This is a genomic window from Methylobacterium sp. FW102-HT35C08 (assembly GCF_058790235.1).
On sequence record NZ_JBYTCL010000002.1, the window covers coordinates 1,957,530 to 1,980,258 of the forward strand.

Annotated in this window: 19 protein-coding genes; 8 read left to right on the top strand and 11 right to left on the bottom strand. The window is 70.9% G+C overall.

Going from position 1 to position 22,729, the window contains the following annotated elements; all coding sequences use genetic code 11:
• The first annotated feature begins 546 nt into the window (after window positions 1-546).
• From purL to grxD, 4 genes are read left to right on the top strand one after another with little or no spacing between them, the layout of a single operon-like run.
• Window positions 547-2,772, top strand: a complete 2,226-nt coding sequence (gene purL / locus AC3WSN_RS09320; protein ID WP_492537488.1) for a phosphoribosylformylglycinamidine synthase subunit PurL — start codon at window positions 547-549, stop codon at window positions 2,770-2,772.
• 27 nt (window positions 2,773-2,799) lie between these two features.
• Window positions 2,800-3,036, top strand: a complete 237-nt coding sequence (locus AC3WSN_RS09325) for a BolA family protein (RefSeq protein WP_007568343.1) — start codon at window positions 2,800-2,802, stop codon at window positions 3,034-3,036.
• 23 nt (window positions 3,037-3,059) lie between these two features.
• Complete coding sequence (locus tag AC3WSN_RS09330) at window positions 3,060-3,554, top strand: DUF29 domain-containing protein (protein WP_492537490.1); 495 nt, start codon at window positions 3,060-3,062, stop codon at window positions 3,552-3,554.
• Window positions 3,555-3,593: 39 nt separating this feature from the next.
• Complete coding sequence (gene grxD / locus AC3WSN_RS09335; RefSeq protein WP_010685583.1) at window positions 3,594-3,932, top strand: Grx4 family monothiol glutaredoxin; 339 nt, start codon at window positions 3,594-3,596, stop codon at window positions 3,930-3,932.
• Window positions 3,933-4,088: 156 nt separating this feature from the next.
• On the opposite strand, the gene AC3WSN_RS09340 is transcribed toward grxD, so the two are convergent.
• A complete protein-coding gene (locus AC3WSN_RS09340) occupies window positions 4,089-4,745 on the bottom strand; it encodes a class I SAM-dependent methyltransferase (protein ID WP_492537493.1) in 657 nt (218 codons plus the stop codon).
• Window positions 4,746-4,843: 98 nt separating this feature from the next.
• Between AC3WSN_RS09340 and rlmN the strand changes: the two genes are divergently transcribed.
• Complete coding sequence (gene rlmN, locus AC3WSN_RS09345; protein ID WP_192708408.1) at window positions 4,844-6,118, top strand: dual-specificity RNA methyltransferase RlmN; 1,275 nt, start codon at window positions 4,844-4,846, stop codon at window positions 6,116-6,118.
• 215 nt (window positions 6,119-6,333) lie between these two features.
• Here rlmN and AC3WSN_RS09350 read toward each other — a convergent pair whose 3' ends face one another.
• The 4 genes from AC3WSN_RS09350 to kdoO form a co-directional block, all read right to left on the bottom strand.
• On the bottom strand, window positions 6,334-7,458 hold the full coding sequence (locus tag AC3WSN_RS09350; RefSeq protein WP_492537495.1) for a mechanosensitive ion channel family protein: 1,125 nt from the start codon (window positions 7,456-7,458) through the stop codon (window positions 6,334-6,336).
• 292 nt (window positions 7,459-7,750) lie between these two features.
• Window positions 7,751-13,057, bottom strand: coding sequence for an alpha-2-macroglobulin family protein (locus tag AC3WSN_RS09355; RefSeq protein ID WP_492537497.1), 5,307 nt, complete (start codon window positions 13,055-13,057; stop codon window positions 7,751-7,753).
• Between the two features lie 129 nt (window positions 13,058-13,186).
• Window positions 13,187-13,486 (bottom strand): antibiotic biosynthesis monooxygenase family protein, encoded by a 300-nt coding sequence (locus AC3WSN_RS09360; protein ID WP_010685588.1) that lies wholly within the window; start codon window positions 13,484-13,486, stop codon window positions 13,187-13,189.
• Between the two features lie 16 nt (window positions 13,487-13,502).
• A complete protein-coding gene (gene kdoO, locus AC3WSN_RS09365) occupies window positions 13,503-14,363 on the bottom strand; it encodes a Kdo hydroxylase KdoO (RefSeq protein ID WP_492537500.1) in 861 nt (286 codons plus the stop codon).
• A gap of 205 nt (window positions 14,364-14,568) precedes the next feature.
• Between kdoO and AC3WSN_RS09370 the strand changes: the two genes are divergently transcribed.
• Window positions 14,569-15,018, top strand: coding sequence for an RNA polymerase subunit sigma-70 (locus AC3WSN_RS09370; RefSeq protein WP_192708404.1), 450 nt, complete (start codon window positions 14,569-14,571; stop codon window positions 15,016-15,018).
• Window positions 15,019-15,163: 145 nt separating this feature from the next.
• Here AC3WSN_RS09370 and olsB read toward each other — a convergent pair whose 3' ends face one another.
• On the bottom strand, window positions 15,164-16,165 hold the full coding sequence (gene olsB / locus AC3WSN_RS09375; protein WP_492537502.1) for a l-ornithine N(alpha)-acyltransferase: 1,002 nt from the start codon (window positions 16,163-16,165) through the stop codon (window positions 15,164-15,166).
• Between the two features lie 164 nt (window positions 16,166-16,329).
• Window positions 16,330-16,812, bottom strand: a complete 483-nt coding sequence (locus AC3WSN_RS09380; protein WP_192708402.1) for an Hsp20 family protein — start codon at window positions 16,810-16,812, stop codon at window positions 16,330-16,332.
• 194 nt (window positions 16,813-17,006) lie between these two features.
• On the opposite strand from AC3WSN_RS09380, the gene AC3WSN_RS09385 reads away from it, so the two are divergent.
• Complete coding sequence (locus AC3WSN_RS09385; protein ID WP_492537504.1) at window positions 17,007-18,041, top strand: alpha/beta fold hydrolase; 1,035 nt, start codon at window positions 17,007-17,009, stop codon at window positions 18,039-18,041.
• Window positions 18,042-18,045: 4 nt separating this feature from the next.
• On the opposite strand, the gene AC3WSN_RS09390 is transcribed toward AC3WSN_RS09385, so the two are convergent.
• A complete protein-coding gene (locus AC3WSN_RS09390) occupies window positions 18,046-18,570 on the bottom strand; it encodes a SixA phosphatase family protein (protein WP_492537506.1) in 525 nt (174 codons plus the stop codon).
• Between the two features lie 204 nt (window positions 18,571-18,774).
• On the opposite strand from AC3WSN_RS09390, the gene AC3WSN_RS09395 reads away from it, so the two are divergent.
• Window positions 18,775-19,698, top strand: a complete 924-nt coding sequence (locus AC3WSN_RS09395; protein WP_492537508.1) for a class I fructose-bisphosphate aldolase — start codon at window positions 18,775-18,777, stop codon at window positions 19,696-19,698.
• A gap of 26 nt (window positions 19,699-19,724) precedes the next feature.
• On the opposite strand, the gene AC3WSN_RS09400 is transcribed toward AC3WSN_RS09395, so the two are convergent.
• From AC3WSN_RS09400 to AC3WSN_RS09410, 3 genes are all read right to left on the bottom strand, one after another.
• The gene (locus AC3WSN_RS09400; RefSeq protein ID WP_192708399.1) at window positions 19,725-20,576 is read right to left on the bottom strand and encodes an AAA family ATPase; all 852 of its coding nucleotides are present in this window, start codon (window positions 20,574-20,576) and stop codon (window positions 19,725-19,727) included.
• Window positions 20,577-20,831: 255 nt separating this feature from the next.
• Window positions 20,832-21,473 (bottom strand): hypothetical protein, encoded by a 642-nt coding sequence (locus AC3WSN_RS09405; protein WP_492537511.1) that lies wholly within the window; start codon window positions 21,471-21,473, stop codon window positions 20,832-20,834.
• On the bottom strand, window positions 21,470-22,729 hold the full coding sequence (locus AC3WSN_RS09410; protein ID WP_192708397.1) for an ATPase: 1,260 nt from the start codon (window positions 22,727-22,729) through the stop codon (window positions 21,470-21,472). The genes AC3WSN_RS09405 and AC3WSN_RS09410 overlap by 4 nt, the downstream gene beginning before the upstream one ends.

Genomic DNA, 22,729 nt, shown 5'->3' on the forward strand with positions numbered 1-22,729 from the left:
ATGCTGGCGCTGGATAACGCGCGCCAGCGCGCCGGAGCGCAGCTGTATTCGCGCTGCACCGGAAACAGATCGGATCCCGACGGAGGGAACGCCGCTGAAGCCGTGATCGCCCCGGGCCTGGGGGCGCCGAAACCTTCGGTTGCTGTCGGGCGCCCCCGTTCTGGTTGGTCAAGATGTTTGCGCTGCGGCTGGAATCCACCGCAGAAACTCAGACTCGAGGCGGATATCGGAGGCCTGGACGTCGAGGCGGCCGATTTGCGTTCGGACGCTGCGACGAAGGTCGTGCTGCTCAGAGGAGGAGCGCGCGACGCCTCTGACGATGACAGACACCCGGATCATACGGCCCTCCGTCGGCGCTCGGTGTGGTCTGGAAGCTTGCATCCCGAGCAACCCATAAGTCCGGCCCCGTAGTCCGGGCCCCCACCTGGGATGTTGCCAGCGCGGGCGCTTCCGCTTTAGAGCCGGGGCAACCTCGATCCCGGCCCGGTCCGGGCTCGCCGCGGCACGCGTCTTCCGGGACGGGCCGCTTTTTGCCGAGACCGCCGCATGTTCCGCAACGACGTTCCGATCACCCCCGAGCTCGTGGCCCAGCACGGCCTGACGCCGGACGAGTACGCGCGTTTCCGCGGCCTGATCGGGCGCGACCCGACGCTGACCGAGCTCGGCATCGTCTCGGCCATGTGGAACGAGCATTGTTCCTACAAGTCCTCCCGCAAGCACCTGCGCGGGCTGCCGACCTCGGCGCCGTGGGTGATCCAGGGGCCGGGAGAGAACGCGGGCGTCATCGACATCGGCGACGGCCACGCCTGCGTCTTCAAGATGGAGAGCCACAATCACCCGAGCTACATCGAGCCCTACCAGGGCGCGGCGACCGGCGTGGGCGGCATCCTGCGCGACGTCTTCACGATGGGCGCGCGGCCGATCGCGGCGCTCAACGCCCTGCGCTTCGGCTCTCCGGACCACCCGCGCACCCGCAGCCTCGTCTCCGGCGTGGTCGCGGGCGTCGGCGGCTACGGCAATTCCTTCGGCGTGCCGACCGTCGGCGGCCTGACCGGCTTCCACAAGCGCTACGACGGCAACATCTTGGTCAACGCCATGGCGGTGGGGCTCGCCCGCACCGACGGCATCTTCTACGCGGCCGCCGCCGGAATCGGGAACCCGATCGTCTATCTCGGCTCCAAGACCGGCCGCGACGGCATCCACGGCGCCACCATGGCGTCGGCCGAGTTCGACGAGGAATCCGAGTCGAAGCGCCCGACCGTGCAGGTCGGCGACCCCTTCGCCGAGAAGCTGCTGCTGGAGGCCTGCCTGGAGCTGATGGCCTCCGGCGCGGTCATCGCCATCCAGGACATGGGCGCGGCGGGCCTGACCTGCTCGGCGGTCGAGATGGGCGCCAAGGGCGACCTCGGCGTCGAGCTCGACATCGACAAGGTGCCGGCCCGCGAGGCGGGCATGACCCCCTACGAGATGATGCTCTCCGAGAGCCAGGAGCGCATGCTCATGGTGCTCAAGCCCGGCATGGAGGCCGAGGCGGAGGCGATCTTCGTGAAGTGGGGGCTCGACTTCGCGGTGATCGGCCGGACCACCGATACGCTCCGCTTCGTCATCAAGTGGCACGGCGAGACCGTGGCCGACCTGCCGATCAAGGAGCTGGGCGACGAGGCGCCGCTCTACGACCGGCCGTATCTGGCCAACACCCACCAGCCGGTGATCGCGGCCGCCGCGGTGCCGGCCCCGGCCTCGCTGACCGACGCGCTGAAGCGCCTCGTCGGCTCCCCCGACCTCGCCTCGAAGCGCTGGGTGTTCGAGCAGTACGACCACTTCATCCTGGGCAATACCGTCCAGAAGCCCGGGGGCGATGCCGCCATCGTCCGGGTCGAAGACGGGCCGAAGGGCCTCGCGCTGACCTGCGACGTCACCCCGCGCTACTGCGAGGCCGACCCGGTCGAGGGCGGCCGGCAGGCGGTGGCCGAGGCGTGGCGCAACATCACGGCGGTCGGCGCCAAGCCGCTGGCCATCACCGACAACCTGAACTTCGGCAATCCCGAGAAGCCCGAGGTGATGGGCCAGCTCGTCGGCTGCCTCCAGGGCATCGGCGAGGCCTGCCGGGCCCTCGACTTCCCGGTCGTGTCGGGCAACGTCTCGCTCTACAACGAGACCAACGGCGTCGGCATCCTGCCGACCCCGACCATCGGCGGCGTCGGCGTGCTGGACGACGTGGCGCGCCACGCGACCATCGACCTCAAGCGCGAAGGCGACGTGCTCGTGCTGATCGGCGCGAGCGAGGGCTGGCTCGGCCAGTCGTCCTACCTGTCGGTGATCGAGGGCCGCGAGGAGGGCGCGCCGCCGCCCGTCGACCTCGCGCTGGAGCGCCGCAACGGCGATTTCGTCCGCGGCCTGATCCAGGCGGGCACCGTCGACACCGTCCATGACCTCGCGGATGGCGGCCTCGCGGTGGCGCTCGCCGAGATGGCCATGGCGGGCGGGCTCGGGGCGGCGCTCTCCGACGTGCCGGTGGACCTGCCGCCCCACGCCTATCTGTTCGGCGAGGACCAGGGCCGCTACCTGCTGGCGGTACGGCCGGAGGCGGCCACCGATCTCCTCTCGGCCGCCGCTTCCCAGGGCGTGGCGGCAGCCTCGGTCGGCGTCACCGGCTCAGACCGTTTGACCCTGCCGGGCGGCGAGACCATATCGCTCGCCGACCTGACAGCGGCGCACGAGGGCTGGCTGCCCGACTACATGGCGAGCCAGCCGGCCGCGCCCGCCGCCTGAGCCCTGTTCCCCGTAAGGAGTTTCCCGATGCCGATGGATGCGGGCGAGATCGAGCGCATGATCCGCGAGGCCCTGCCGGACGCGCAGGTGGAGATCCGCGACCTCGCGGGCGACGGCGACCACTACGCCGCGACCGTCCTGTCGGCGGCCTTCAAGGGCAAGACCCGGGTGGCGCAGCACCAGATGGTCTATGGCGCCCTCCAGGGCCGGATGGGCGGCGTGCTGCACGCCCTTGCGCTGACCACGGGCGTCCCGCAGGATTGAGGCTTCTGGCGGGAGCGCTCCCGATGGACCGACCGAGTCTCTACGACGACGACATCGTGACCTGGGCCGAGGAGCAGGCGGCGGCCCTGCGCGCGCTGGCCGAGCGGCCTGAGCTGTCGAACGCGGTCGATTGGGAGAACGTTGCCGAGGAGATCGAGGGCGTGGGGCGTTCGCATCTGCGGGCAGTCGAAGGTCTGCTGATCCAGACGCTCGCCCACCTCCTCAAGCGCGCATCCGCCCCGCTCGCGCCGGCCAGCCTGCACTGGCGGGAGGAGATCGCGACCTTCCAGATCACCGCCTGGAACACCTACGAAGCGTCGATGCGGCAAAGGCTGAACTGGAACAGGATCTGGAAATCCGCCGTCACGGCCGCGGAGGCTGGTCTCGGTGCCTATGGGAACGCGCTGCTTCCGGGGCTGCCGGAGTCCTGCCCGATCCGTCCTGAGGATCTGCTGACCGAGACTTTCGACATAGAGCACGCACTTCGTACGATCGCTACATCGGTTGCGCGCCGCTGATTCGGACCTCACATACGACCGACGAACAAGGACAGAGCGATGACCGACGCAAACACGACCATCCAGAACGAGATCGCCTCCCAGGACGTGGTGGTGTTCATGAAGGGCACGCCGCAGATGCCGCAATGCGGCTTCTCGGGGCAGGTGGTGCAGATCCTCAACTACCTCGGCGTGCCGTTCAAGGGCGTGAACGTCCTGGCCGACCAGGAGATCCGCGAGGGCATCAAGGCCTTCTCGAACTGGCCGACCATCCCGCAGATCTACGTGAAGGGCGAGTTCGTCGGCGGCTGCGACATCACCCGCGAGATGTTCCAGTCGGGCGAGCTGCAGACCTTCCTGTCCGAGAAGGGCGTGCCGGTGAAGACCGCCGCCGCCTGATTCTTTTGGGACTTGGCACCATGGATGAGGGCGCCTGCGGGCGCCCTTTTTCATGCCTGGCTTTGCGAGCGCAGCGAAGCAACCCAGGGCAGCGCGAGCTCGGCCGGCGTGGCGCCGCTGTGTTGCTTCGCCCCGCCCGCGAAGATGGTGGCCGTATCAGCGCGGCTCCCGCGCCACGAACAGGGCGACGCAGCCGACGACCGTGATCTCCACCGATCGGAAGCGCCGGTCCAGCGCCGCACGCAGGTCCGGCAGGGTGTCGGCGGCGTTCGAGAACACCCCCTTGCGGTTGTAGACCCGCATCAGTGCCCGCGCCGCACCCGTGGTCGGGACGCCGCCCGACAGGATCGTGGCGCCGAATACCACGCCGTCGTCGGCCAAGCACGGACGCACCGTGTCGAAGGCCTTCGCCTTCGCGGCGATGTCGCCCGGCAGGCAGTGCAGCAGGTAGGTCATCCCGATCGAGTCGAACGGCGCGATGCCGCTGGCCGGGGCGCCGAGCACGTCGACCCGGTAGGTCTCGGGCCGGTAGCGCGCGATCCGGTCGGCCGCGAAGGCGAGGCTGTCGGCGTTGAGGTCCATCAGGCCAACGCGGGGTGCGGGCGTGGGGAAGCGGCACCGGTCGAGATACCAGCCGGTTCCGACCCCGACATCGCAATGCGCGAGGCCGGCGTGCCGGTCGTAGAGATCCAGGATCCGCGCCGTGGGACAGCGCCAGATCAGCGGGTTCGACAGGCGCAGCACGACGAGGTCGTAGATCTGCAGCGTCCGCGGGTTGTAGATCGCCTGCCCGGCTCGGGTGTCGGTCGCCATGGCTCTCCGTCAGGGCCCCTGTGGGCAGCGCGCATTCGCATTCGCCGCCGCGATCGCCTATATCAGACCCTTTCCAACGTATGGATCGTTTGAACGCCATGGCGACGCCGTCGCTCGACAGCGCCCGCGCGGCCGATGCCGCGATCGAGAAGGCGCCCGATTTCCTCCCCGAGGCGCTGCCGGGCCGCCGCCCGTCGCTGGTCGGCCTGACCCGCGACGCCCTCAAGGCGCAGCTTGTCGGCATGGGCGTGCCCGAGCGCGAGAGCCGGATGCGCGCCGGCCAGGTCTGGCATTGGGTCAATTTCCGCGGGGCGTCCGACTTCGCCGAGATGACCAATGTCGGCAAGGCGCTGAAGGCGCAGCTCGCCGAGCACTTCACCCTGGAGCGCCCCGAGGTGGCGAGCCGGCAGGTCTCCCGCGACGGTACCCGCAAGTGGCTGCTGCGCATGGCGCCGACCAACCGGCAGGAGCACAATCGCGGCGCCGAGATCGAGTGCGTCTACATTCCCGGCCCGGATCGGGGCACGCTCTGCGTGTCCTCCCAGGTCGGCTGCACCCTGACCTGCTCGTTCTGCCACACCGGCACGCAGCGCCTCGTGCGCAACCTGTCGGCGGCCGAAATCGTCCAGCAGCTCGTCACGGCCCGGGACGAGCTCGGCGACTGGCCCGGCCAGATGCCGAGCCGCGACGCCGGCGGCTCCGGCGATGTCGGCCGGCTCGTGACCAACATCGTGTTCATGGGCATGGGCGAGCCCCTCTACAACCTCGACGCCGTGGTCGATGCGGTCGGCGTCATGTCGGACCAGGAGGGCCTCGGCCTGTCCCGCCGCCGGATCACGGTCTCGACCTCGGGGGTCGTGCCGCAGATCCCGAGACTCGGCGAGCAGGCCAACGCTATGCTGGCGATCTCGCTCCACGCCGTGCGCGATGACCTGCGCAATGAGCTGGTGCCGCTCAATCGGAAATACCCGATCGCCGAGCTGCTCGCGGCCTGCCGCGCCTATCCGGGCCTGAGCAACGCCCGCCGGATCACCTTCGAGTACGTGATGCTGAAGGGCGTCAACGACTCGGACGCGGATGCGCGGGAGCTGGTGCGCCTGCTCAAGGGCATCCCGGCCAAGATCAACCTGATTCCGTTCAACCCCTGGCCGGGCAGCCGCTACGAGTGCTCCGATTGGGACCGGATCGAGCGCTTCTCCGAGATCGTGTTCAACGCCGGCTACGCCTCGCCGGTGCGCACGCCCCGGGGCCGAGACATCCTGGCGGCCTGCGGCCAGCTCAAGAGCGAGACCGAGAAGCTGCGCGCCCGCGCCCGGTTGATGCAGGAGGAGGGCATCGGCGTGGAGAGCTTCTACGCCGGTGCCGACGACTGAGCGGCGGTCCAATGGACGACGTCCAACCCGCGCCCTCATCCTGAGGTGCGGCGAAGCCGCCTTGAAGGAGGCCTCCAGAAGGCGCTGTGATCCCTTGAGCCCTCCTTCGAGGCCTCCGCTGCGCCTCGGCATCTCAGGATTAGGGCGTGGCTGGGAGTTCGACGAGCGTGAAAGGTGCCCCATCGTCTTCGCTGCGCGCGTGATGACGCTGTGCCTCACGCCGCGAAGCGCCGTGCCTCCGCCCGGCGCAGGGCCGGCTCCTCGGTTCCGACCCATTCCGTTCGGTGCCGCGGCAGGGCCTCCGGGTGCTCGGCCTGGAGCCACGTGATCATCGCCTCGCGCACGACGCAGCGCAGGTCCCAGGCCTGGGGCGCGTTGCGGGCGCTCACCAGCATCCGGATCTCGATCGTCGATTCCTTCGCGTCCGAGACCTGGAGGTTGACCACCTTGCCGTCCCACAGGGGCGTGGCCGTGGCGATCTCGGCGAGCTTCTCGCGCATCAGGGCCACCGGCGCCCGGTGATCGACGTAGAGGAACACGCTGCCGATCAGCGAGGCGCCGTCGCGGGTCCAGTTCTGGAACGGCTTCTGGATGAAGTAAGTCAGCGGCAGGACGAGCCGGCGCCAGTCCCAGAGGCGGACCACCACGTAGGTGGCGGTGATCTCCTCCACCCAGCCCCACTCGTTCTCGACGATGATCGCGTCCTCGATCCGGATCGGCTGCGTGATGGCGATCTGGATGCCGGCCACGAGGTTCGACAGGACCGGCTGCATCGCGAGGCCGAGGACGAGGCCCGCCGCGCCCGCCGAGGCCAGCAGGCTGACGCCGTACTGGCGCACCGGCTCGAAGGTCATCAGCGCCACCGACAGGGTGACGAGCGCCACCAGTGTCACGCCCGCCCGCTCAAGGATGCGCATTTGCGTGAAGTGCTTGCGCGCCAGGAGATTGTCCTCGGCGTCGAGCTTGAACCGCCGCAGGTAGATCACCGTGGCGATGTGGAGCGCGGTGGCGCAGCACCAACCGGTCAGCGTCACGAAGGCGACCAGCAGGATCTGGTTGAGGGCGATCCGCACCTCCCAGGACAGGTGCACAGTGGTCGAGGCGAGGCTGATCGCCACCACGATCAGGCCGAGACGGCTCGGGCCGTGGGTCCGCGACACCAGCGAGCGCCAGAACAGGCTCTTGCCGGCGACCGCCCGCTTCATCGCCCGATAGACGACCCGGTGCAGGGGCATCACCACGGCGCAGCAGGCGACGATGAGGATCAGGCTCTCGGCCCACCACGGCAGGTAGGCCAGCACGCGGGCGGCGGAGCCGGCGAGCGCGTCGAGGTCCGGCATCGGGCAACGCTCCACGGGTTCCGAAGGGGACTCCATGGGAATGGGTGGGCGATCGCGGGGGTTCCGCAATGCACCATGTGCTCGCCGCAACGCAGCGACCCGGCCCGGCGGGTTGCGCCGTCGCGTCCTTGTCGGGCCCGGACGATGGCCTCGGCACCCCGTCTCTGCGAGCGTAGCGAAGCAATCCAGGGCAGCGCCACGCTCACCGACGGCGCGCCGCCCTGGGTCGCTTCGCTGCGCTCGCAAAGACGGGAAAGCCACGTCGAGCGGGGGCGCTCGAGCGCCGCCCGCCCTACTTCGCCGCCCCGACCGTCACGCTGCCCGAGGCGGTCCGGCCGAACCGCGCCGGCCGGTACATGTCCTCCACGGTGGCGCCCGGGTGGACGTAGGTCCCGGGCGAGACCGCCCGCACCGTGTAGGCCACCGTGAAGAAGGCCGACTGGCTCGGATCGCGGTCGTAGGCCGCCACGAACCGGTCGTCCCGGAACTCGGTGTGGACCGGCTGGACGTCGGACTTGGCGAAGGCGAGCCCCTGGAGCGCGTCGGCGTCGAGGAGCTTCGGATTGTCGATCTCCAGCCCCGCCGGCAGCGGATCGACCAGCAGGAGCCGCGCCGCTTCCGCCTTGGCCTCGGTGACCTTGAGCACGACCACGAGCCGGTCGTTCTGGCGCAGGCCGCTCGCCGGGTCGACGACGCTGCCGTCCAGCCGCCGGAAGCTGCGCTCGATCGTGTAGCCCTGCTGCGCTGCCGGCTCCGGCACCAGAGGGCTGCCGTTGACGGTCACGGCCACCTGCACGGGACTGCGCCCGGTATTGGTGAGCTGAACGCCCCGGTCGGCCAGGGCCGCCTCCCGGTAGACTCGGGCCAGCAGGCCGGTCTGCGGAGCGCCGTCCAGGGTGAACGACAGCGCGCCCGCCTCGTTCGACAGGCTCTCGGCGGCGAGCACCATCCAGGCATTTTCCTGCGTGCTCGTCGACCGCTCGGCCTGCTGCTCCTCGCCGAGCACGGAAGCGACGGGGCCGAGGGCCCCCTGCGCCAGCCCGCTCTCGGCGGCGAGCGTGATCAGCCCGGCGCCGTCGCGCAGGCGGGAGCCGTAATCGGCGCGGTACAGGCCCTTGTCGCGCTCGGCGCGCAGCACGGTGAGCGCCGAGTCCATCGCCTTCGCGGCCCGGCCGCGGTCGCCCAGCAGCGCCAGGGCGGCGGCGAGCTGCGCGCGCCCGAGGGCCGAGGAGAAGTCGCCGATCTTGGTGTCGGCGAGGTAGCGCAGGTCGCCCATCACCGGCCGGCCGTTCCGGGCGAGCACGTAGGCCGCGTAGGCGAGGTCGGCGCCGCCGTTGCGCACCTCGGTGGCATTGGCCACCGCGTTGCGCAGGTAGTCGAGCGCCTGGGCAAAGGCCTTCTGCGGCACCGCGAAGCCGCGCTCGCGGGCGCGGGTCAGGAAGTCGGTGACGTAGGCGTCGAGCCAGAGGTCGCTCGAGCCCTGCGCCGACCACAGGCCGAAATCGCCGCTCGAATCCTGGCGGGCGAGCAGGCGCTCGATCGACTCGCGCACCCGATCGTCGGCGCCGTTGTCGAGGGCGAGCTTCTCCAGGGCCGCGAGCTTGTTGACGTAGAGGAGCGGCATCGCCCGGCTCACCACCTGCTCGGAGCAGCCGTAGGGGTAGCGGTCGAGGGCCCGGAGCAGCGCCGCCACGTCGACTCCCGGTAGTGCCGTGGCCGAGAGCGAGACGCTGCCGGTCCCCGGCTGCAGGTCGGCGAGGAGGTCCGAGGTCAGCGTCAGGCCGGCCCCCGGGGCGAGGCTGCGCGCCGAGCGGCGCAGCAGGGCGCCGGTCCCCGGAGAGATCCCCAGGGCGAAGCTCTGGTTCAGGGCGCCCGGGAGCCCGGGCCCCGACAAAGCGAGGTCGAGGCGTGCCGTGCCCGGTCCGGCGGCGGTGAGCGGGATCGCGAACTGGCCCTTGGCGCCGGCTTCCAGCCGCAGCGTCTGGCGCAGCGCGCTGGCGCCGACCACGACCGGGCCGGCCGGGCTCAGGTCGACCGTGTACTCGCCCGCCGGCCCCTCGACATTGTCGAGGGCTACGAACAGGCGCGAGCGGTCGCCGGTGTCGAGGAAGCGCGGCAGCGTGGCGCTGAGCACGACCGGATCGCGGATGATCACGTCGGCCTGCGCCTGCCCAACCCGGTCGCCGCTCCAGGCAGTGACCATGACGCGGCCGGTGCCGTTGAAGGCCGGGATCGGGAAGGTCACGCTGGCCGCGCCGTCCGGCCCCACGGTGACGACTCCGGAATAGAGCGCCAGCGGCGCCTGGGTCGGCGGGGAATCGGCGAGTTCGCCGCCGCCCGCGTCGCCGCCGGAGCGGATCGCCCCGGCCGAGCCCTGCATGCCGTCGATCAGGTAGCCGTAGAGGTCGCGGACCTCCGGTCCGAGCGCCCGCTGGCCGAGGAAGTACTGGGTCGGGTCCGGCGCCGCGTAGCGGGTCAGGTTGAGGATGCCGACATCGACCAGCGCCACGGTGATCCGCGCCGGCTCGCCGGCTTTCAGCCCGGTGAGCTGGACCGGCAGGGTCAGGTCCTGGCGCGGGCGCGCCCGCTCCGGCGCCTTCAGGGCGACCCCGAGGCTGCGCCGCTCGCGGTCGACCGAGAACCACGCCAGACCCAGCGCCCGACCCGGCAGGCGCTTGGCCGCTTGGTCGAGGGGCCGGTAGGCGGTGGCCACCAAGTAGGCGCCGGCGCCCCACTCAGCCTTCACCGGGATGCTGACCGTGGTGCCGCCCTCCGGCACGCTGACCTCCAGGGTCTGGTGCACGCGGTCGCTGACGACCATCAGGCTGGCCTGACCCCTGAACTTCGGGCTGAGCTTGGCCCGCAGCGTGTCGCCGGCCGCGTAGGCGGCCTTGTCGAGGGTCAGATCGAGCAGGTCGGGCGCCTCCGCGGTCTCGGAGCCGCCCCAGCCCACCTCGAAGCCGAGGCTCGCACTCGCCTCCGGGGCGCCCGCGGTCGAGACCTCCAGCCGGTAGCGGCCGAGGCCGACCGGCGCCTCGATCCGGCTCGGACCGGCGGCCTTGAGATCGACGGTGCCGCTGGCGATGCGCCGCGCGGACTTGACCGCCTCGAACGACCAGCGCCCGTCCGCCCGGTACCACTGGTAGGAGGAGTCGATCCGCGACAGGGTCCAGCTCACGCCCGGCCGGACGAGGAGCGCCCCGTCGGGGCTCGCGAACACCACGTCGAAGCCCGCGATCCCGCCCTCCTTCAGGTCGGTGAAGCCCTTGCGCAGGGCGAGAACCGGGTTGGCCGGGAGGATCGGCAGGGTCAGGCTGCGCGACAGCGCCCGGCCGCCGGGCTCGCCGACCGCCAGCGTGATCTTCGCCTCCAGCGCCCGCGGCGCCGCGACCTGCGGCACCGGCACCGTGACGATGGCGCCGCCCTGCGCGTTCGTGGTGGCGTGGTCCTGCAGCTCCTGGGTCGCCGGCTCCACGGCCTCGTCGTCGAGACCGATGGCGTAAGTCTCCAGCCCCTTGATGCCGCTGGTGGCTGCCGCCTGCACGGTCACGCTGCCCGATACGTCGAGATCGGCGCCCGGGGCGCCGTAGAGGTAGCGGGCGGCGATGTCGACCTGCGCGGCCTCGCCCCGGTTCAGGGCCGCCTGACGGGCCTTAAGGGTCACCTCCAGCCGCTCGGGGACGTAATCCTCCACGAGGAAGCTGGTCTCGCCGATCGCGGGCGCCTTCGGGTCCGTGTAGGCGGAGACCCGCCACGTGCCGTGCATCGCCCCCGACAGGAGCGGCAGCGGCAGGGCCCGGCCGCCGAGCCCCTGGTCGGGCACCGAGACGCGCCGGTACTCGACGCCGTCCGGCCGCTTGACCACCAGGGTCAGCGGCAGGTCCGGCACGGCGGCGCCGCGGGGGTCACGCAGAAGGGCGGTGAGCTGGACGGTCTCGCCGGTGCGGTAGACCCCGCGCTCCGGGAACAGGTAGGCGTCGAGGCCACCGGTCTCGGGCCGCCCCTTCACGCCGCGGTCGGTGAGGTCGAAGGCGCCGAGGTTGAGGTCGAGGAAGCCGTAATCGCCGCCCGCCTGGGCGACCACGAGGCTCGGCGCCAAGCCGCCCTCCCCGCGGGCGAGCCCCGGATCGAAGGCGACGTGCCCCTGCGAATCCGTGGTCCGGGTGCCCAGCACCTCGTTGTTGCGGGCGACCAGCCGAATCTCGGCGCCCGCCATCACTTGCGCGGAGGCGAGCGAGCGCAGGACCACGGTGACCCCGTCCCGGCCCTTGGTGGCGGTCAGCCCCAGGTCGGAGACCACGAACCACTGGGTCGCCTGGGTGTCGTACTCCTCGTCGGAGGCGGCCGTGCCCGAGGGACGGGCCAGCATCACGTACAGGCCGGGCTCCAGCTTGCCCACAGCCTGAAGGACCGGGAAGGCGGTGACCGCCTCCTGGTTTACCTCTGCCTTGGCGGTGTCGAGGGTGCCCTTCCAGACGCGCTGGCCCTTCTCGGACGCGATTGTCCGGGCGGTGGATCCGCTGAGCTGGCCCAGGAAATCCTCGGAGCGCAGGGTCGGCAACAGGCCGCGGTCGCCGATCCGCAGCACCTCGACGTCGAGCTTCGGCGCGTTCACCGAGACCAGGGGCACGCCCGCCTGCCCGGTCCGGGGCAGGACGTAGTTGCGCCCGGTGAAGCGCACCTGCGGAGCGCGGTCGCGGACGTAGATCTCGTAATCGGCGGCCTTGAGGAGGCTCTCGCCGACGGCTGAGGGCAGGCCCTGGCGGACCACGATGGCGTAGCGGCCGCCGTGCTTCAGCCCGTCGACGCAGACCTGGGAGCCCTCCCCGGTCACGGCGGCCGCGCTGCTGCCCGAGACGGCGACGAACGGCGCGTAGTCGGTCTTGGGCCTGATCGCCTCCGAGAAGGTGAAGCAGGCCCGCGGGGCGGCCGCGTCGGAATCGACCTTGTAGTCGAGAATGCGGAAGCCGTGCTCCGCCCGCAGGGTCTCGTAGGTCTCCCGGACCGAACCGGTCTCGGCCAAAGCGAGGCTCGCCGCGTAGGCGTCGAGGGAAGGCCGCCACGATTCCTGCTCGGCCTCCGCGGCGCCGAGCGCGGCCAGCGACGCCGCCGCGTCGGCGGCCGTGCCGGCGCGCTCGTAGGCGCGGTAGGCGGCGGCCGTCACCCGCCCGCGCAGGCGCGACCGGCCCTGGTAGTCGTTGTCCTCGAGCGCGCCCAGGGCCGCCGCGGCCCCGCGGGCATAGGCCTGCCAGTTGCGGCCGTCGGCCGGGTCGGCCGCCACCGCGGCGGTGAGCGGCGCCAGCGCCTCGTCCGGCTTGTCGGCGGCGAGCAGGGCCAGCCCGGCGGCGCGGGACTGGCCGGCGGGCCGGAGCGGGCCCCCGGCCTCCGCCTTCAGCGCGGTCTCCAGGCGGACCGCCGCGCTGGCGAGGTCGGCCCGGACGAAGCTCTTGGCGAACGGCGCGGCGACGGCCGTGACCGGCCGCGGCGCGGTGCGGGCCGCCGGCGAGGTCTGGGCGAGCGGAGTCTGGGCGAGGGCCGGAACGCCCGCGATTCCTCCGAGGAGCGCCAGGGCACCCGCGAGCCGTCCGAGCCGCGCCATCAGCCTGTTCCCCACCCGCCGCAACCCCGATGATTCGTCCCGGGTCCCGTCGCGCGGGAGCCTAGCACCGGCGGTCGGGCTCGCAACGCTTCGGATCGCGCGAGGCCCTGCCCGGCCTCGCGCCGGGGCTCAGAACGCCTTCAGCACCTGCTCGGCGTGCTCGACGGCCACCGGGCCGGCGAAGCAGTGGGAGACCAGGGCGCGGTAATCCTGCCAGGGCTGCGAGCCGGTGAAGTCCTTGGTGTGGGCCTCCAGCGTGTCCCAATGGATCAGCAGCCGGTAGCGTTGCGGGTGCTCGATGGAGCGCCGCACCTCGAAATGCCGGCAACCCTTGGCCTGCTTGAAGATCGCCGAGGCCTCGGTGATGCCCTTCTCGAACTCGGCCTCCAGGCCGGGCTTGATCTCGATCTGCGCGATTTCGAGGATCATCGGTGCGGTTCCTGTCTCAGGTGCGAAGGGCGCGGCCGAGCTTGGCCGCCAGGATGCGCTGCGGGCTCAGGGCCGGGTCGGCCTGGGCGGTGACCGGGAGGTAGGCGGTCTGCTCCAGCATGTAGCGGCCGCCCATGGCGCCGTGCATCACGAGGTCGGAGAAGGTCACCCAGGTCTCGCCGGGGCGGAACTCCACGTCGGCCTGGGGCGCCGACGCCTGATAGGTCTCGTCCTGCTTGAGGGCGTCATGCAGGTGCAGCATCAGGTGGTCGTATTCTGAGCGCTTCGCCTTGGTGATGCGCAGAGCCGCGAGCAGGCGCGCCGAAAGCGGGGAGTAGCCCGGCAGCCGCGGCAGGAACTTCTCCGCCATCGATCCGAAATCCTCGCCGACCCGCCAGCGCCGCGGCTCGCCCGCGGGGTTGACGTTGCGGAACACCCGCAGGATCCGCTTCTCCCCGATCGGGTTCGACGGGAAGGCGTCGACGTGCAGCCGCGTGTCGTCGCGCCGCCAGCTCAGCTTGCGCCGGTCGACGTCGAAGGGCCGGTAGGAGGTGCCGGCGAGGCTCACTCGGTCGAGGTATTCGGGCAGGTAGGTGCCGATCAGGTCGCGGGCGAAGGCGCGGTACCGGATCAGGAGCTGGCGCAGCGCCTCCTGCTCCTCCGGCGTGCCGGCCGCGCCGCGCAGCTCGGCGGCCTCGCCCCGGATGTTGACGTTCTTGGCCTTGCCGTCCGCGAAGGGCCGCTCGGTGAACCGGTGCTCGAACTCGCTGAACGGGAAGGGCAGATCGGGGAACAGCAGGACCGCCCCGGCCTCCAACTCCCGGGCCAAGGAGCCGGGCGTCTCGCCGGGAGCGACTCTGCGGATCGGGCTGATCATCGTGCGCGGGCTGGGCCTGCCATGTCGGGTGCGCCCCTGTAGCCGAGGCGCCTCGGGCAGGCCAGGGGCGGCATTTCCGGTGGATGACATTGCGCGTCCACCGACACCGGGTCGCGCACCCGGCCGCAGCGCTTGCGCAACCGCTCCGTTCCCGGCACGTTCCCCAGCCAGTACCGGCTCAAGAGCGCGGCGGAGGATGGCGCCGATGGCGACCCTGAAGGAATTCGAGGAAGCCTTGCGCGAGCACGGCATGAACATGGCGCTGGCGCTGCTGGAGCGCCTGCGCGAGCGCGACCGCGCGACCCGCACGGTCAAGCCGGCCCGGCGGCTGACCGGACAGAAGATGACCCCGGAGCTCGCTCGGGCGATCCTGGACCTGCACGCCACGACCGGCATGACCCAGCAGGAGATCGCCTTCAAGGTCGGGGTGAACCAGGGCCGGGTCAACGAGGTGATCAAGCGCGGCAAGTGGCTCACGGACGATCCGAGCGCCCCCGAGGCCGTGGCCCGCGACAAGGCGGTCGCCCGGATGCGCGGCGATCCCAAACCCAAGAAGTCGGCCGCCGCTCGCTCTGCCTCCGGCCGGACCAAAGAGCGCAAGGCCCCGCCTCCGAAGGCGCGCAATCAGGGGCAACTGGCCCTGGGGGATCTTTAAAGGCCTCTCGCGGAACCCGTCTTTGCGGGCGCAGCGAAGCAACCCAGCATCGCCACGCTCACCGAGGCCGCGCTGCCCTGGGTTGCTTCGCTCCGCTCGCAAGGACGGCGCGGGCCTTAACTTCCGGTTGTCCGATCCAACCCCCTCACCCCGCCGGCGCGAAGTGACCCCGGTAGCGCGCGCCGATCGCCTCGACCGGCAGAGTCACGAAAACGTCGGTGGTGCCGAACTGGCGGTCGATCACCGCCCCGTCGCCGAAGGTGGCGCCGAGGCGCAGGTAGCCCTTGATCAGCGGCGGCAGGGCCAGCAGGGCCGCCTTGGGATCGACCGCCTCCCTCGGCAGCCGGTCCATCGCCACCGCGCGCTCAGGCAGTGCCGAGGCGCGCCAGTCCTCGGGAGCACGGGCGTGGTGGTGCAGGAAGGCGAGCGGCAGCGCCAGCCGGTCCGGATCGGTGCCCTCCAGGCTGGCGCAGCCGATCAGCGCGTCGATCCGGTGGTGCAGGACATAGGCGTAGATCCCCTGCCAGAGCAGCTCGACGGTGCGCTTGCTCCGGTAGGGCTTCAGCACGCAGGACCGGCCGAGTTCCAGCAGCCGCCGATGCCCCTGCGCGGCGAGCAGCGGCCCGAGGTCGTACTCGCTCTCGGAATAGAAGCCCGCATGGCGCGCGGCCACCTCGCTGCGCAGCAGCCGGTAGGTCCCGACCACCTTGGGCCGGGGCTCGACGAACGGCTTCGTCCGCTTCGGAGCGGCATGATCGAGGACGAGGAGGTGGTCGCAGAGCGCGTCGTAGCTGTCGACGTCGCGCCGGGACAGGGCGGCGAGCCCGGTCGGGATCGCCGACATCTCCTCGTAGAACACCTTGAAGCGCAGGCGCTGCGCCCGGCGGATCTCGGATTTCCGCGTCGCCAGCCGCACCTCCAGGCTGCCGATGCGGCCGAGGCTACGCCCCTCGAACGGATCCGGCAGGCGGATGGCGCGATCGGCCGAGAGGACATCGGCGATGCCGGCTGGACCGAGATCGTCCAGGCGCGGTTGCATCTGCCGACGGCGCAGCTTGGCGATCGGCGCGCCGACGCCCCATTGCACGCCCTTGTGCCAGCCGGCTCCGAGTGCGCTGTAGGCTCCGCGGGCGAGATTGGCGACCATGGTCGGGGATCACTCCGGGTGCGCGTCCTGCACCGTCCTGGGGACTTAAGAGCACGAACGCACACGCCATTATGACAGCCGCCACAAGAAAAGCGCCCCAGCGTTCGGCTGGGGCGCTCCGTCACTCTCAGGTCCCGGTCAGTCGGACTGGAAGTCCGGCCGGATCAGGCGGCCTGCTGGACGGCGTCCGTGCGGACGTCACCCTCGATCACCGGGGCGCTGGCGCGGCCCGCCGTGGCGATCTGGATGCGGCGCGGCTTCTTCGCCTCCGGAACCTCCCGGACGAGGTCGATGTGGAGGAGGCCGTTCTCAAGCGCGGCGCCAGTCACCTGAACATGGTCGGCGAGCTGGAAGCGGCGCTCGAAGGCGCGGGCCGCGATGCCCTGATGCAGGAACTCCGCCTTGCCCTCGGGCTTGCGCTCGCCCTTCAGCGTGAGCGCGTTCTCCCGCACCTCGATCGATAGGTCGGACTCGGTGAAGCCGGCGACCGCGACGGTGATGCGGTAGGCGTTCTCGCCGGTCCGCTCGATGTTGTAGGGCGGGTAGGTGGGCGCAGCCTCGGCGCTCGCGAACTGGTCGAGAGCGGAGAACAGCCGGTCGAAGCCGACCGTGGAACGGTAGAGGGGCGCGAGATCGAACTGACGCATGACATATCCTCGTGTGAGCAACATGCAATTCCGGTCCGCCCAGAGGGCCGGACCCGTCTTTCGTGCCGCCTGATGGCCGGCACACGAGAGATATCGGAGGCGGAAAAACCGGGTTCAAGACCCCGGGCGATAGCAAGAATCGAGTTTTTTTCGCTACGGTCGGACCGCGTACGGACACGCTTGAGGTGAGCCCTGTGAGACGGTTCGACGGTGAGATCGGGCGAGAGCCGCCGCTCCTGACCCTGCGCAGCACGCCGGATAACCCGGTGCCGCCCGGCGGCACCCTGATCGCGGTCGGCACGCGCGACGATTGCACCCTGCGGGCGGCCTATTGGCAGACCACGGCGCGCAGCTGCCGCGGCACGATCTGCCTGCTCCAGGGCCGTGCCGAGTTCATCGAGAAGTACTACGAGACGATCCAGGAGCTGCGGAGCCGCGGCTTCGCGGTCGTCGCCTTCGACTGGCGCGGCCAGGGCGAGTCGGACCGGCGGGTGGACGACCCGCACAAGGGCCACGTCGCCCATTTCGACGAGTACCGCCTCGACCTGAAGGCCGTCACCGAGACGGTGCTGGTCCCGCTGATGCCGGAGCCGCATATCGGCCTCGCGCACTCGATGGGCGGATGCGTCGCCCTCCTCGGGGCTCTCGACGGCTGGTTGCCGTTCCGGCGCTTGGTGACGCTGGCGCCGATGCTGTCGATCCGGATGATCCGCTGGCCGGCGGGCGCCGCCCTGCTGTCGCGGGGCTTGCATCGGCTCGGGCTGGGGAGCCGCTACATCCCGTTCGGCAAGCCGATCTCGATCGCGACGAAACCCTTCGCGGGGAACCGCCTCTCACGCGACCCCGTCCGCTACGCCCGCAATGCCGCGGCGGCCCGGCAGGTCGGCGCCGGCGCCGTCGGCGATCCGACGATCGCGTGGCTGGCCGAGGCGTTCCGGGCCATGGCGCGCCTGCGTGACCCGCGCGCGGCACCGCGCATCGCGCTGCCGACGCTGATCCTCGCGGCGGGCGCCGACCCGGTCTGCGGCACCCCTGACACCGAGCGTTTCGCGGCCCGGCTGAAGGCCGGCCATATCCTGGTCCTGCCGGATTCCCGGCACGAGATCCTGACCGAGCGCGACGCGATCCGGCAGGATTTCTGGGCGGCCTTCGAGGCCTTCGCGCCGGGCTCGCCCCTGCCCTCCCACGCGGAGGTCGAGGCGCACGCCGCCGCGGTGCCGGTGGCGTGAGATCTCAGCCGGCGAGGTCCGGGTCGATGTCGCGCGGGCGCACGAACCGCTCCAGGCGGCCCCGGTCCGAGGCGATCTCCGACCAGTGGGCGGCGTCGAACTCGATCACCGCGTAGGCGGCGGTCGGGAACTCCAGGGCGAGGCGGTCGCGGGCGGCCCGCGGCCCCTCCCCCGCCAGATCGACCGCAAGGTCGCCGAGGCCCGGGTTGTGGCCGACGACGATCACGGCGGCCGCCGTATCGGGCGCGGTCTTGATCATGTCGAGGATCCGGCGGGCCGGGGCCTCGTAGATCTCCGGCTGCAAGCGCGTCTCGGGATTGCCGAGCGCGGAAGCTATCGCATCCCAGGTCTCCCGCGTCCGCAGCGCCGTCGAGACCAGGGCGAGGTCGGGGCGGAACCCCTCCTTCGCCAGATGGGCGCCCACGGCCGGCGCGGTCCGGCGGCCGCGGTCGTTGAGCGGACGTTCGCGGTCGGCGACGCCCGCCGGGCGGTCCGACTTGGCGTGCCGCAACAGGATCAGCCTGCGCATCCCATGAGCCTTTGAAGGAGCCATTCGTGGCGTCGTCTCGGGGCGGGGCGCGCGGCTTTCGCCGGACCGACCCCGTGGACGTCCCTCGACCGGTTAGCCGAAAGTGCGGCGCGCGGGAACCTCGGCTTTCCTCGCCCGGTTCGGAACGCGGGCCGCGGCGCCCCAGTAGACGGCGCGTCGGCCTTTGGCGAAGGAGGCTGCCCGATGGAACGATCGCCCCGCGTCACCGAGATTCTGTCCTGGTACGGGGCCGACAGCCCCGGGACGCTGACCAACCTCGCCCGCATGCTGGAGCACGGCAGGCTCGGCGGCACCGGCAAGATGCTGATCCTGCCGGTGGACCAGGGTTTCGAGCACGGTCCCGCTCGCAGCTTCGGTCCGAACCCGCCGGCCTACGATCCGCGCTACCATTTCGAGCTCGCCCTGGCGGCGGGCTGCAACGCCTACGCGGCGCCGCTGGGCTTCCTGGAGGCGGGGGCGCGGGACTATGCCGGGCGGATCCCGCTGATCCTCAAGCTCAACGACCACGATCTCCTGGCCGACGAGGAGGATCCCGAGCAGGCCATCACCGGCTCGGTGGCGGACGCGCTGCGGCTCGGCGCCTGCGCCATCGGCTTCACGATCTATCCGGGCTCGACCCACCGCAACGCCATGTACGGCCAGATCCGCGCCATCGCCGAGGAAGCCAAGAGCGTCGGGCTCGCGGTGATGATCTGGTCCTACGCACGGGGCTCGGCCCTGTCGAGGGAGGGCGAGACCGCCATCGACGTGATCGGCTACGCGGCGCAGATCGCCGCGCAGCTCGGCGCACACATCATCAAGGTCAAGCTGCCCACCGCCCATATCGAGCAGCCGGCGGCCAGTAAGGTCTACGAGTCGACCAAGATTCCGATCGGCACCGCGGCCGAGCGCGTCCGCCACGTGGTGCAATGCGCCTTCAACGGCCGGCGGATCGTGATCTTCTCCGGGGGCGCCCACGCCGAGGAGGCCAAGTTCCTCGACGAGATACGGGCGATCCAAGCCGGGGGCGGTTTCGGCTCGATCGTCGGGCGCAACGCTTTCCAGCGCTCCCGCGATGACGCGCTGAAGCTGCTCGGGCAGATCACCGACATCTACGCGGGCCGATAGGCGGCCTCGGGAAGGGCGCCGGCGGCTCAGCCGCCGCGCTGGTCCCGGCGCATCATGAAGGCGAGCTTCTCGAACAGGCTGACATCCTGCTCGTTCTTCAGGAGCGCCCCGTGCAGGGGCGGGATCAGCTTGCGGCCGTCCTGCTCGCGCAGGGTCTCGGGGGCGATGTCCTCGGAGACGAGGAGCTTCAGCCAGTCGAGCAGTTCCGAGGTCGAGGGCTTCTTCTTCAGGCCCGGGACCTCGCGCATTGCCAGGAAGGTGCGCAAAGCCTCCTCGACGAGGCGGTGCTTGATGCCCGGATAATGGACGCCGACGATGCGCTGCAGCGTCTCGGAATCGGGAAACTTGATGTAGTGGAAGAAGCAGCGGCGCAGGAACGCGTCCGGCAATTCCTTCTCGTTGTTCGACGTGATGATCACGATCGGCCGGCGCACGGCTTTGACGGTCTCGCCGGTCTCGTAGACGTGGAACTCCATCCGGTCGAGTTCGGTCAGCAGATCGTTGGGGAACTCGATATCGGCCTTGTCGATCTCGTCGATGAGCAGGACCGGGCGCTCGGGCGCGGTGAACGCCTCCCAGAGCTTGCCGCGCCGGATGTAGTTGCCGATCTCCGAGACCCGCGGGTCGCCGAGCTGGGAATCCCGCAGGCGCGAGACCGCGTCGTACTCGTAGAGGCCCTGCTGCGCCTTGGTGGTCGATTTGATGTTCCAGACGATCAGCGGCGCATTCAGCCCCTTGGCGATCTCCTCGGCCAGCACGGTCTTGCCGGTGCCGGGCTCGCCCTTCACGAGGAGGGGGCGTTCGAGCACGACTGCGGCGTTGACCGCCGCGGTGAGGTCGGGGGTCGCGACGTAGGTCTCGGTGCCGGAAAAGCGCATCGCGGTCTCGATGAGGTGGGCCTGGGGTCACGGGTAACGCGGGGCGCCGCAGGGCCGCAAGCGCTCTGCCGCGGCTTTGCCGACAGCGCCTCTCCCACTCCAGCCCTCATCCTGAGGTGCCCGCGTCGGCGGGCCGCGAAGGAGGGCTCCAGGGATCGCGCAGCTGGCTGGAGAGCTCCTTCGCGGCCTCCGCTGCGCTCCGGCGCCTCAGGATGAGGGAGCGGGTTTGAGTCTCGGGCTAAGCCCTGAGCCTGATCAGCCCTTCTCGTGCCAGACGCAGTTCCGGGCCAGGATCTCGAGGTTGACGTCCGACTTCTGCGGCTGCGGCAGGGTCTTGCCGTCCATGGCGAGGTCGATCTTGATCTCGACCTGACCCTTCGCCTCGTTGGAGCGGCGGGAGAAGTAGCAGTATTGCTGGTAGGGCTGGTCGGCGCTGTCCTTGAAGTTCCAGCCGGTCACGATCTGCCCGTCGAGGTAGGGCACCTGCTTGAACACCGTGAAGGTCGTGTTCACCGCCGCCTTGGAGGCCGGGGCGGCGTCGCTGCCGAGCTGCGCCTTGGTGGGCGTCGGGGAGGCGGCGACCTTGGGCAGGCCCTCGAGCTTGAGGGTGTTGTCGGTGAGCGTGACCTCGCCCTTGGTCTTCAGGGTCACGTCCGAGAGCGCGGCCTGCATGGCGGCGGCGATCTTCTCCGCTGCCGTGTCGAACTGGTTCAACGTCGCCCAGCCATAGGCCGCCGCCCCGACGCCGATGCCGGCGAGGCACGCGAAGGCGCCGAAGCCCAGCGCCCGGAACAGGAAGGCCCGGGCGGCGACGTAGCTCGAATCCGCCCGTAGGCGGGAATTCACCTGTTGGGCGAGGGCGATGTTCTCAGGAGTTCCGCCCGCGACGTAGTTCATGCGCCCGCTCCCGCGGCAGGTAGGGTCTGGCCCGGCAGGGTCTGGTTGGGCAGAGCCTGCTGGCCCTGGGCCGGTCGGTTCATCGGGATCACCGCGCCCGAGGCGTTGGCGGCGCGCGGCAGGATCGGCTCAGGATGCGAGCGCAGGGCGTCGGCGATCGCGTCCAGCATGTAGGGGGCGGCCTCCGGGTTCACGGCGGCGCCGAGGTCGTCCTCGTCCATGAAGGTCCGGCGGGTCGAGACCGCGCAGAGCGCCAGGATCGTCGACGCGAAGGCCGCGCAGATCGCCGGCAGGAACACGAAGATCCGCAGGAAGGCGTGGACCTGGCTCTCGGTCACGTCGATCGGGTCGACGCCGTAGACCATGGCGGTGAAGGAATGCAGCTGCGAGCGATTGACCGCGTTGCGGTAGCCCTGCTCGGCATCGGCCACGCGCCGGTCGGCGGCCCCCGGATCGAGGGCGGCGCGCGCCTTGCGGGCTTCCTCCAGGTCCTTGATCATGCCGGCGCGGTCGGCGGACGCCTTGGCGACGCCCTGCGACAGGGCGGCGACCCGGGGATCGGCCACGCATTTCAGGTTCTGGTACTTGCGGCCCTTGCTGTTGGTGCCGAACACGCGCTCGCAGCGCTGGGCCGGGAGGCCGGCGAGCTGCTGGGCGTTGTCGGCGGAGCGCTTCTCGATCTGGTCGAGCTCGGCGGTGTACTGGGCCACGCGCTCGTCGGCCGCCTTGATGCGGTCGCCGATCGTGGCGCGGTCGGCCTGCGCGTCCTTCAGGGCAGTCTTCGTTCGGGCCGCCTCCATCAGGCGGGGATGGAACATCATCTCGCCGAGCTGCGACACCGACTTGGTGGTCACGCCCGCCGCGAAGATGATGCCGATCACCGCGAGCGCGCGCACGAAGTACGAGCGCTGGGTCCGGGCGAGGATGCCGAGCGGCACGCGGCACAGCTCCACCGCGGCGTAGACCATCGGCGCCAGCAGCATGAAGTAGAAGGCGTGCCAGTCACCGTCGCTATAGACGCCCGCGAACAGCCACGCGCCCCACAGCGAGGCGCCGATCACCATGAACTCGACGAGGTACGCGATACCCACGTAGCCCCACTTGATGCGGTAGCCCTTGTCGACGTGGCGCTGGTGGCGCCAGCGATCCGATTCCAGCTTCCACTCGCGCTGCTCGCGCTTCAGGTCGCGGTTGGGTGGCGAAGCGGGACCGGAAAATATCGATTTGATGGAGATCATCGGCCTCGTCGCATCCAT

Excerpts from the sequence above, each read along its gene's own strand:
- purL (WP_492537488.1), top strand. The coding sequence starts at position 547 with ATGTTCCGCAACGACGTTCCGATCACCCCCGAGCTCGTGGCCCAGCAC.
- AC3WSN_RS09325 (WP_007568343.1), top strand. The coding sequence starts at position 2,800 with ATGCCGATGGATGCGGGCGAGATCGAGCGCATGATCCGCGAGGCCCTG.
- AC3WSN_RS09330 (WP_492537490.1), top strand. The coding sequence starts at position 3,060 with ATGGACCGACCGAGTCTCTACGACGACGACATCGTGACCTGGGCCGAG.
- grxD (WP_010685583.1), top strand. The coding sequence starts at position 3,594 with ATGACCGACGCAAACACGACCATCCAGAACGAGATCGCCTCCCAGGAC.
- AC3WSN_RS09340 (WP_492537493.1), bottom strand. The coding sequence starts at position 4,745 with ATGGCGACCGACACCCGAGCCGGGCAGGCGATCTACAACCCGCGGACG.
- rlmN (WP_192708408.1), top strand. The coding sequence starts at position 4,844 with ATGGCGACGCCGTCGCTCGACAGCGCCCGCGCGGCCGATGCCGCGATC.
- AC3WSN_RS09350 (WP_492537495.1), bottom strand. The coding sequence starts at position 7,458 with ATGCCGGACCTCGACGCGCTCGCCGGCTCCGCCGCCCGCGTGCTGGCC.
- AC3WSN_RS09355 (WP_492537497.1), bottom strand. The coding sequence starts at position 13,057 with ATGGCGCGGCTCGGACGGCTCGCGGGTGCCCTGGCGCTCCTCGGAGGA.
- AC3WSN_RS09360 (WP_010685588.1), bottom strand. The coding sequence starts at position 13,486 with ATGATCCTCGAAATCGCGCAGATCGAGATCAAGCCCGGCCTGGAGGCC.
- kdoO (WP_492537500.1), bottom strand. The coding sequence starts at position 14,363 with ATGATCAGCCCGATCCGCAGAGTCGCTCCCGGCGAGACGCCCGGCTCC.
- AC3WSN_RS09370 (WP_192708404.1), top strand. The coding sequence starts at position 14,569 with ATGGCGACCCTGAAGGAATTCGAGGAAGCCTTGCGCGAGCACGGCATG.
- olsB (WP_492537502.1), bottom strand. The coding sequence starts at position 16,165 with ATGGTCGCCAATCTCGCCCGCGGAGCCTACAGCGCACTCGGAGCCGGC.
- AC3WSN_RS09380 (WP_192708402.1), bottom strand. The coding sequence starts at position 16,812 with ATGCGTCAGTTCGATCTCGCGCCCCTCTACCGTTCCACGGTCGGCTTC.
- AC3WSN_RS09390 (WP_492537506.1), bottom strand. The coding sequence starts at position 18,570 with ATGCGCAGGCTGATCCTGTTGCGGCACGCCAAGTCGGACCGCCCGGCG.
- AC3WSN_RS09395 (WP_492537508.1), top strand. The coding sequence starts at position 18,775 with ATGGAACGATCGCCCCGCGTCACCGAGATTCTGTCCTGGTACGGGGCC.
- AC3WSN_RS09400 (WP_192708399.1), bottom strand. The coding sequence starts at position 20,576 with ATGCGCTTTTCCGGCACCGAGACCTACGTCGCGACCCCCGACCTCACC.
- AC3WSN_RS09405 (WP_492537511.1), bottom strand. The coding sequence starts at position 21,473 with ATGAACTACGTCGCGGGCGGAACTCCTGAGAACATCGCCCTCGCCCAA.
- AC3WSN_RS09410 (WP_192708397.1), bottom strand. The coding sequence starts at position 22,729 with ATGGATGCGACGAGGCCGATGATCTCCATCAAATCGATATTTTCCGGT.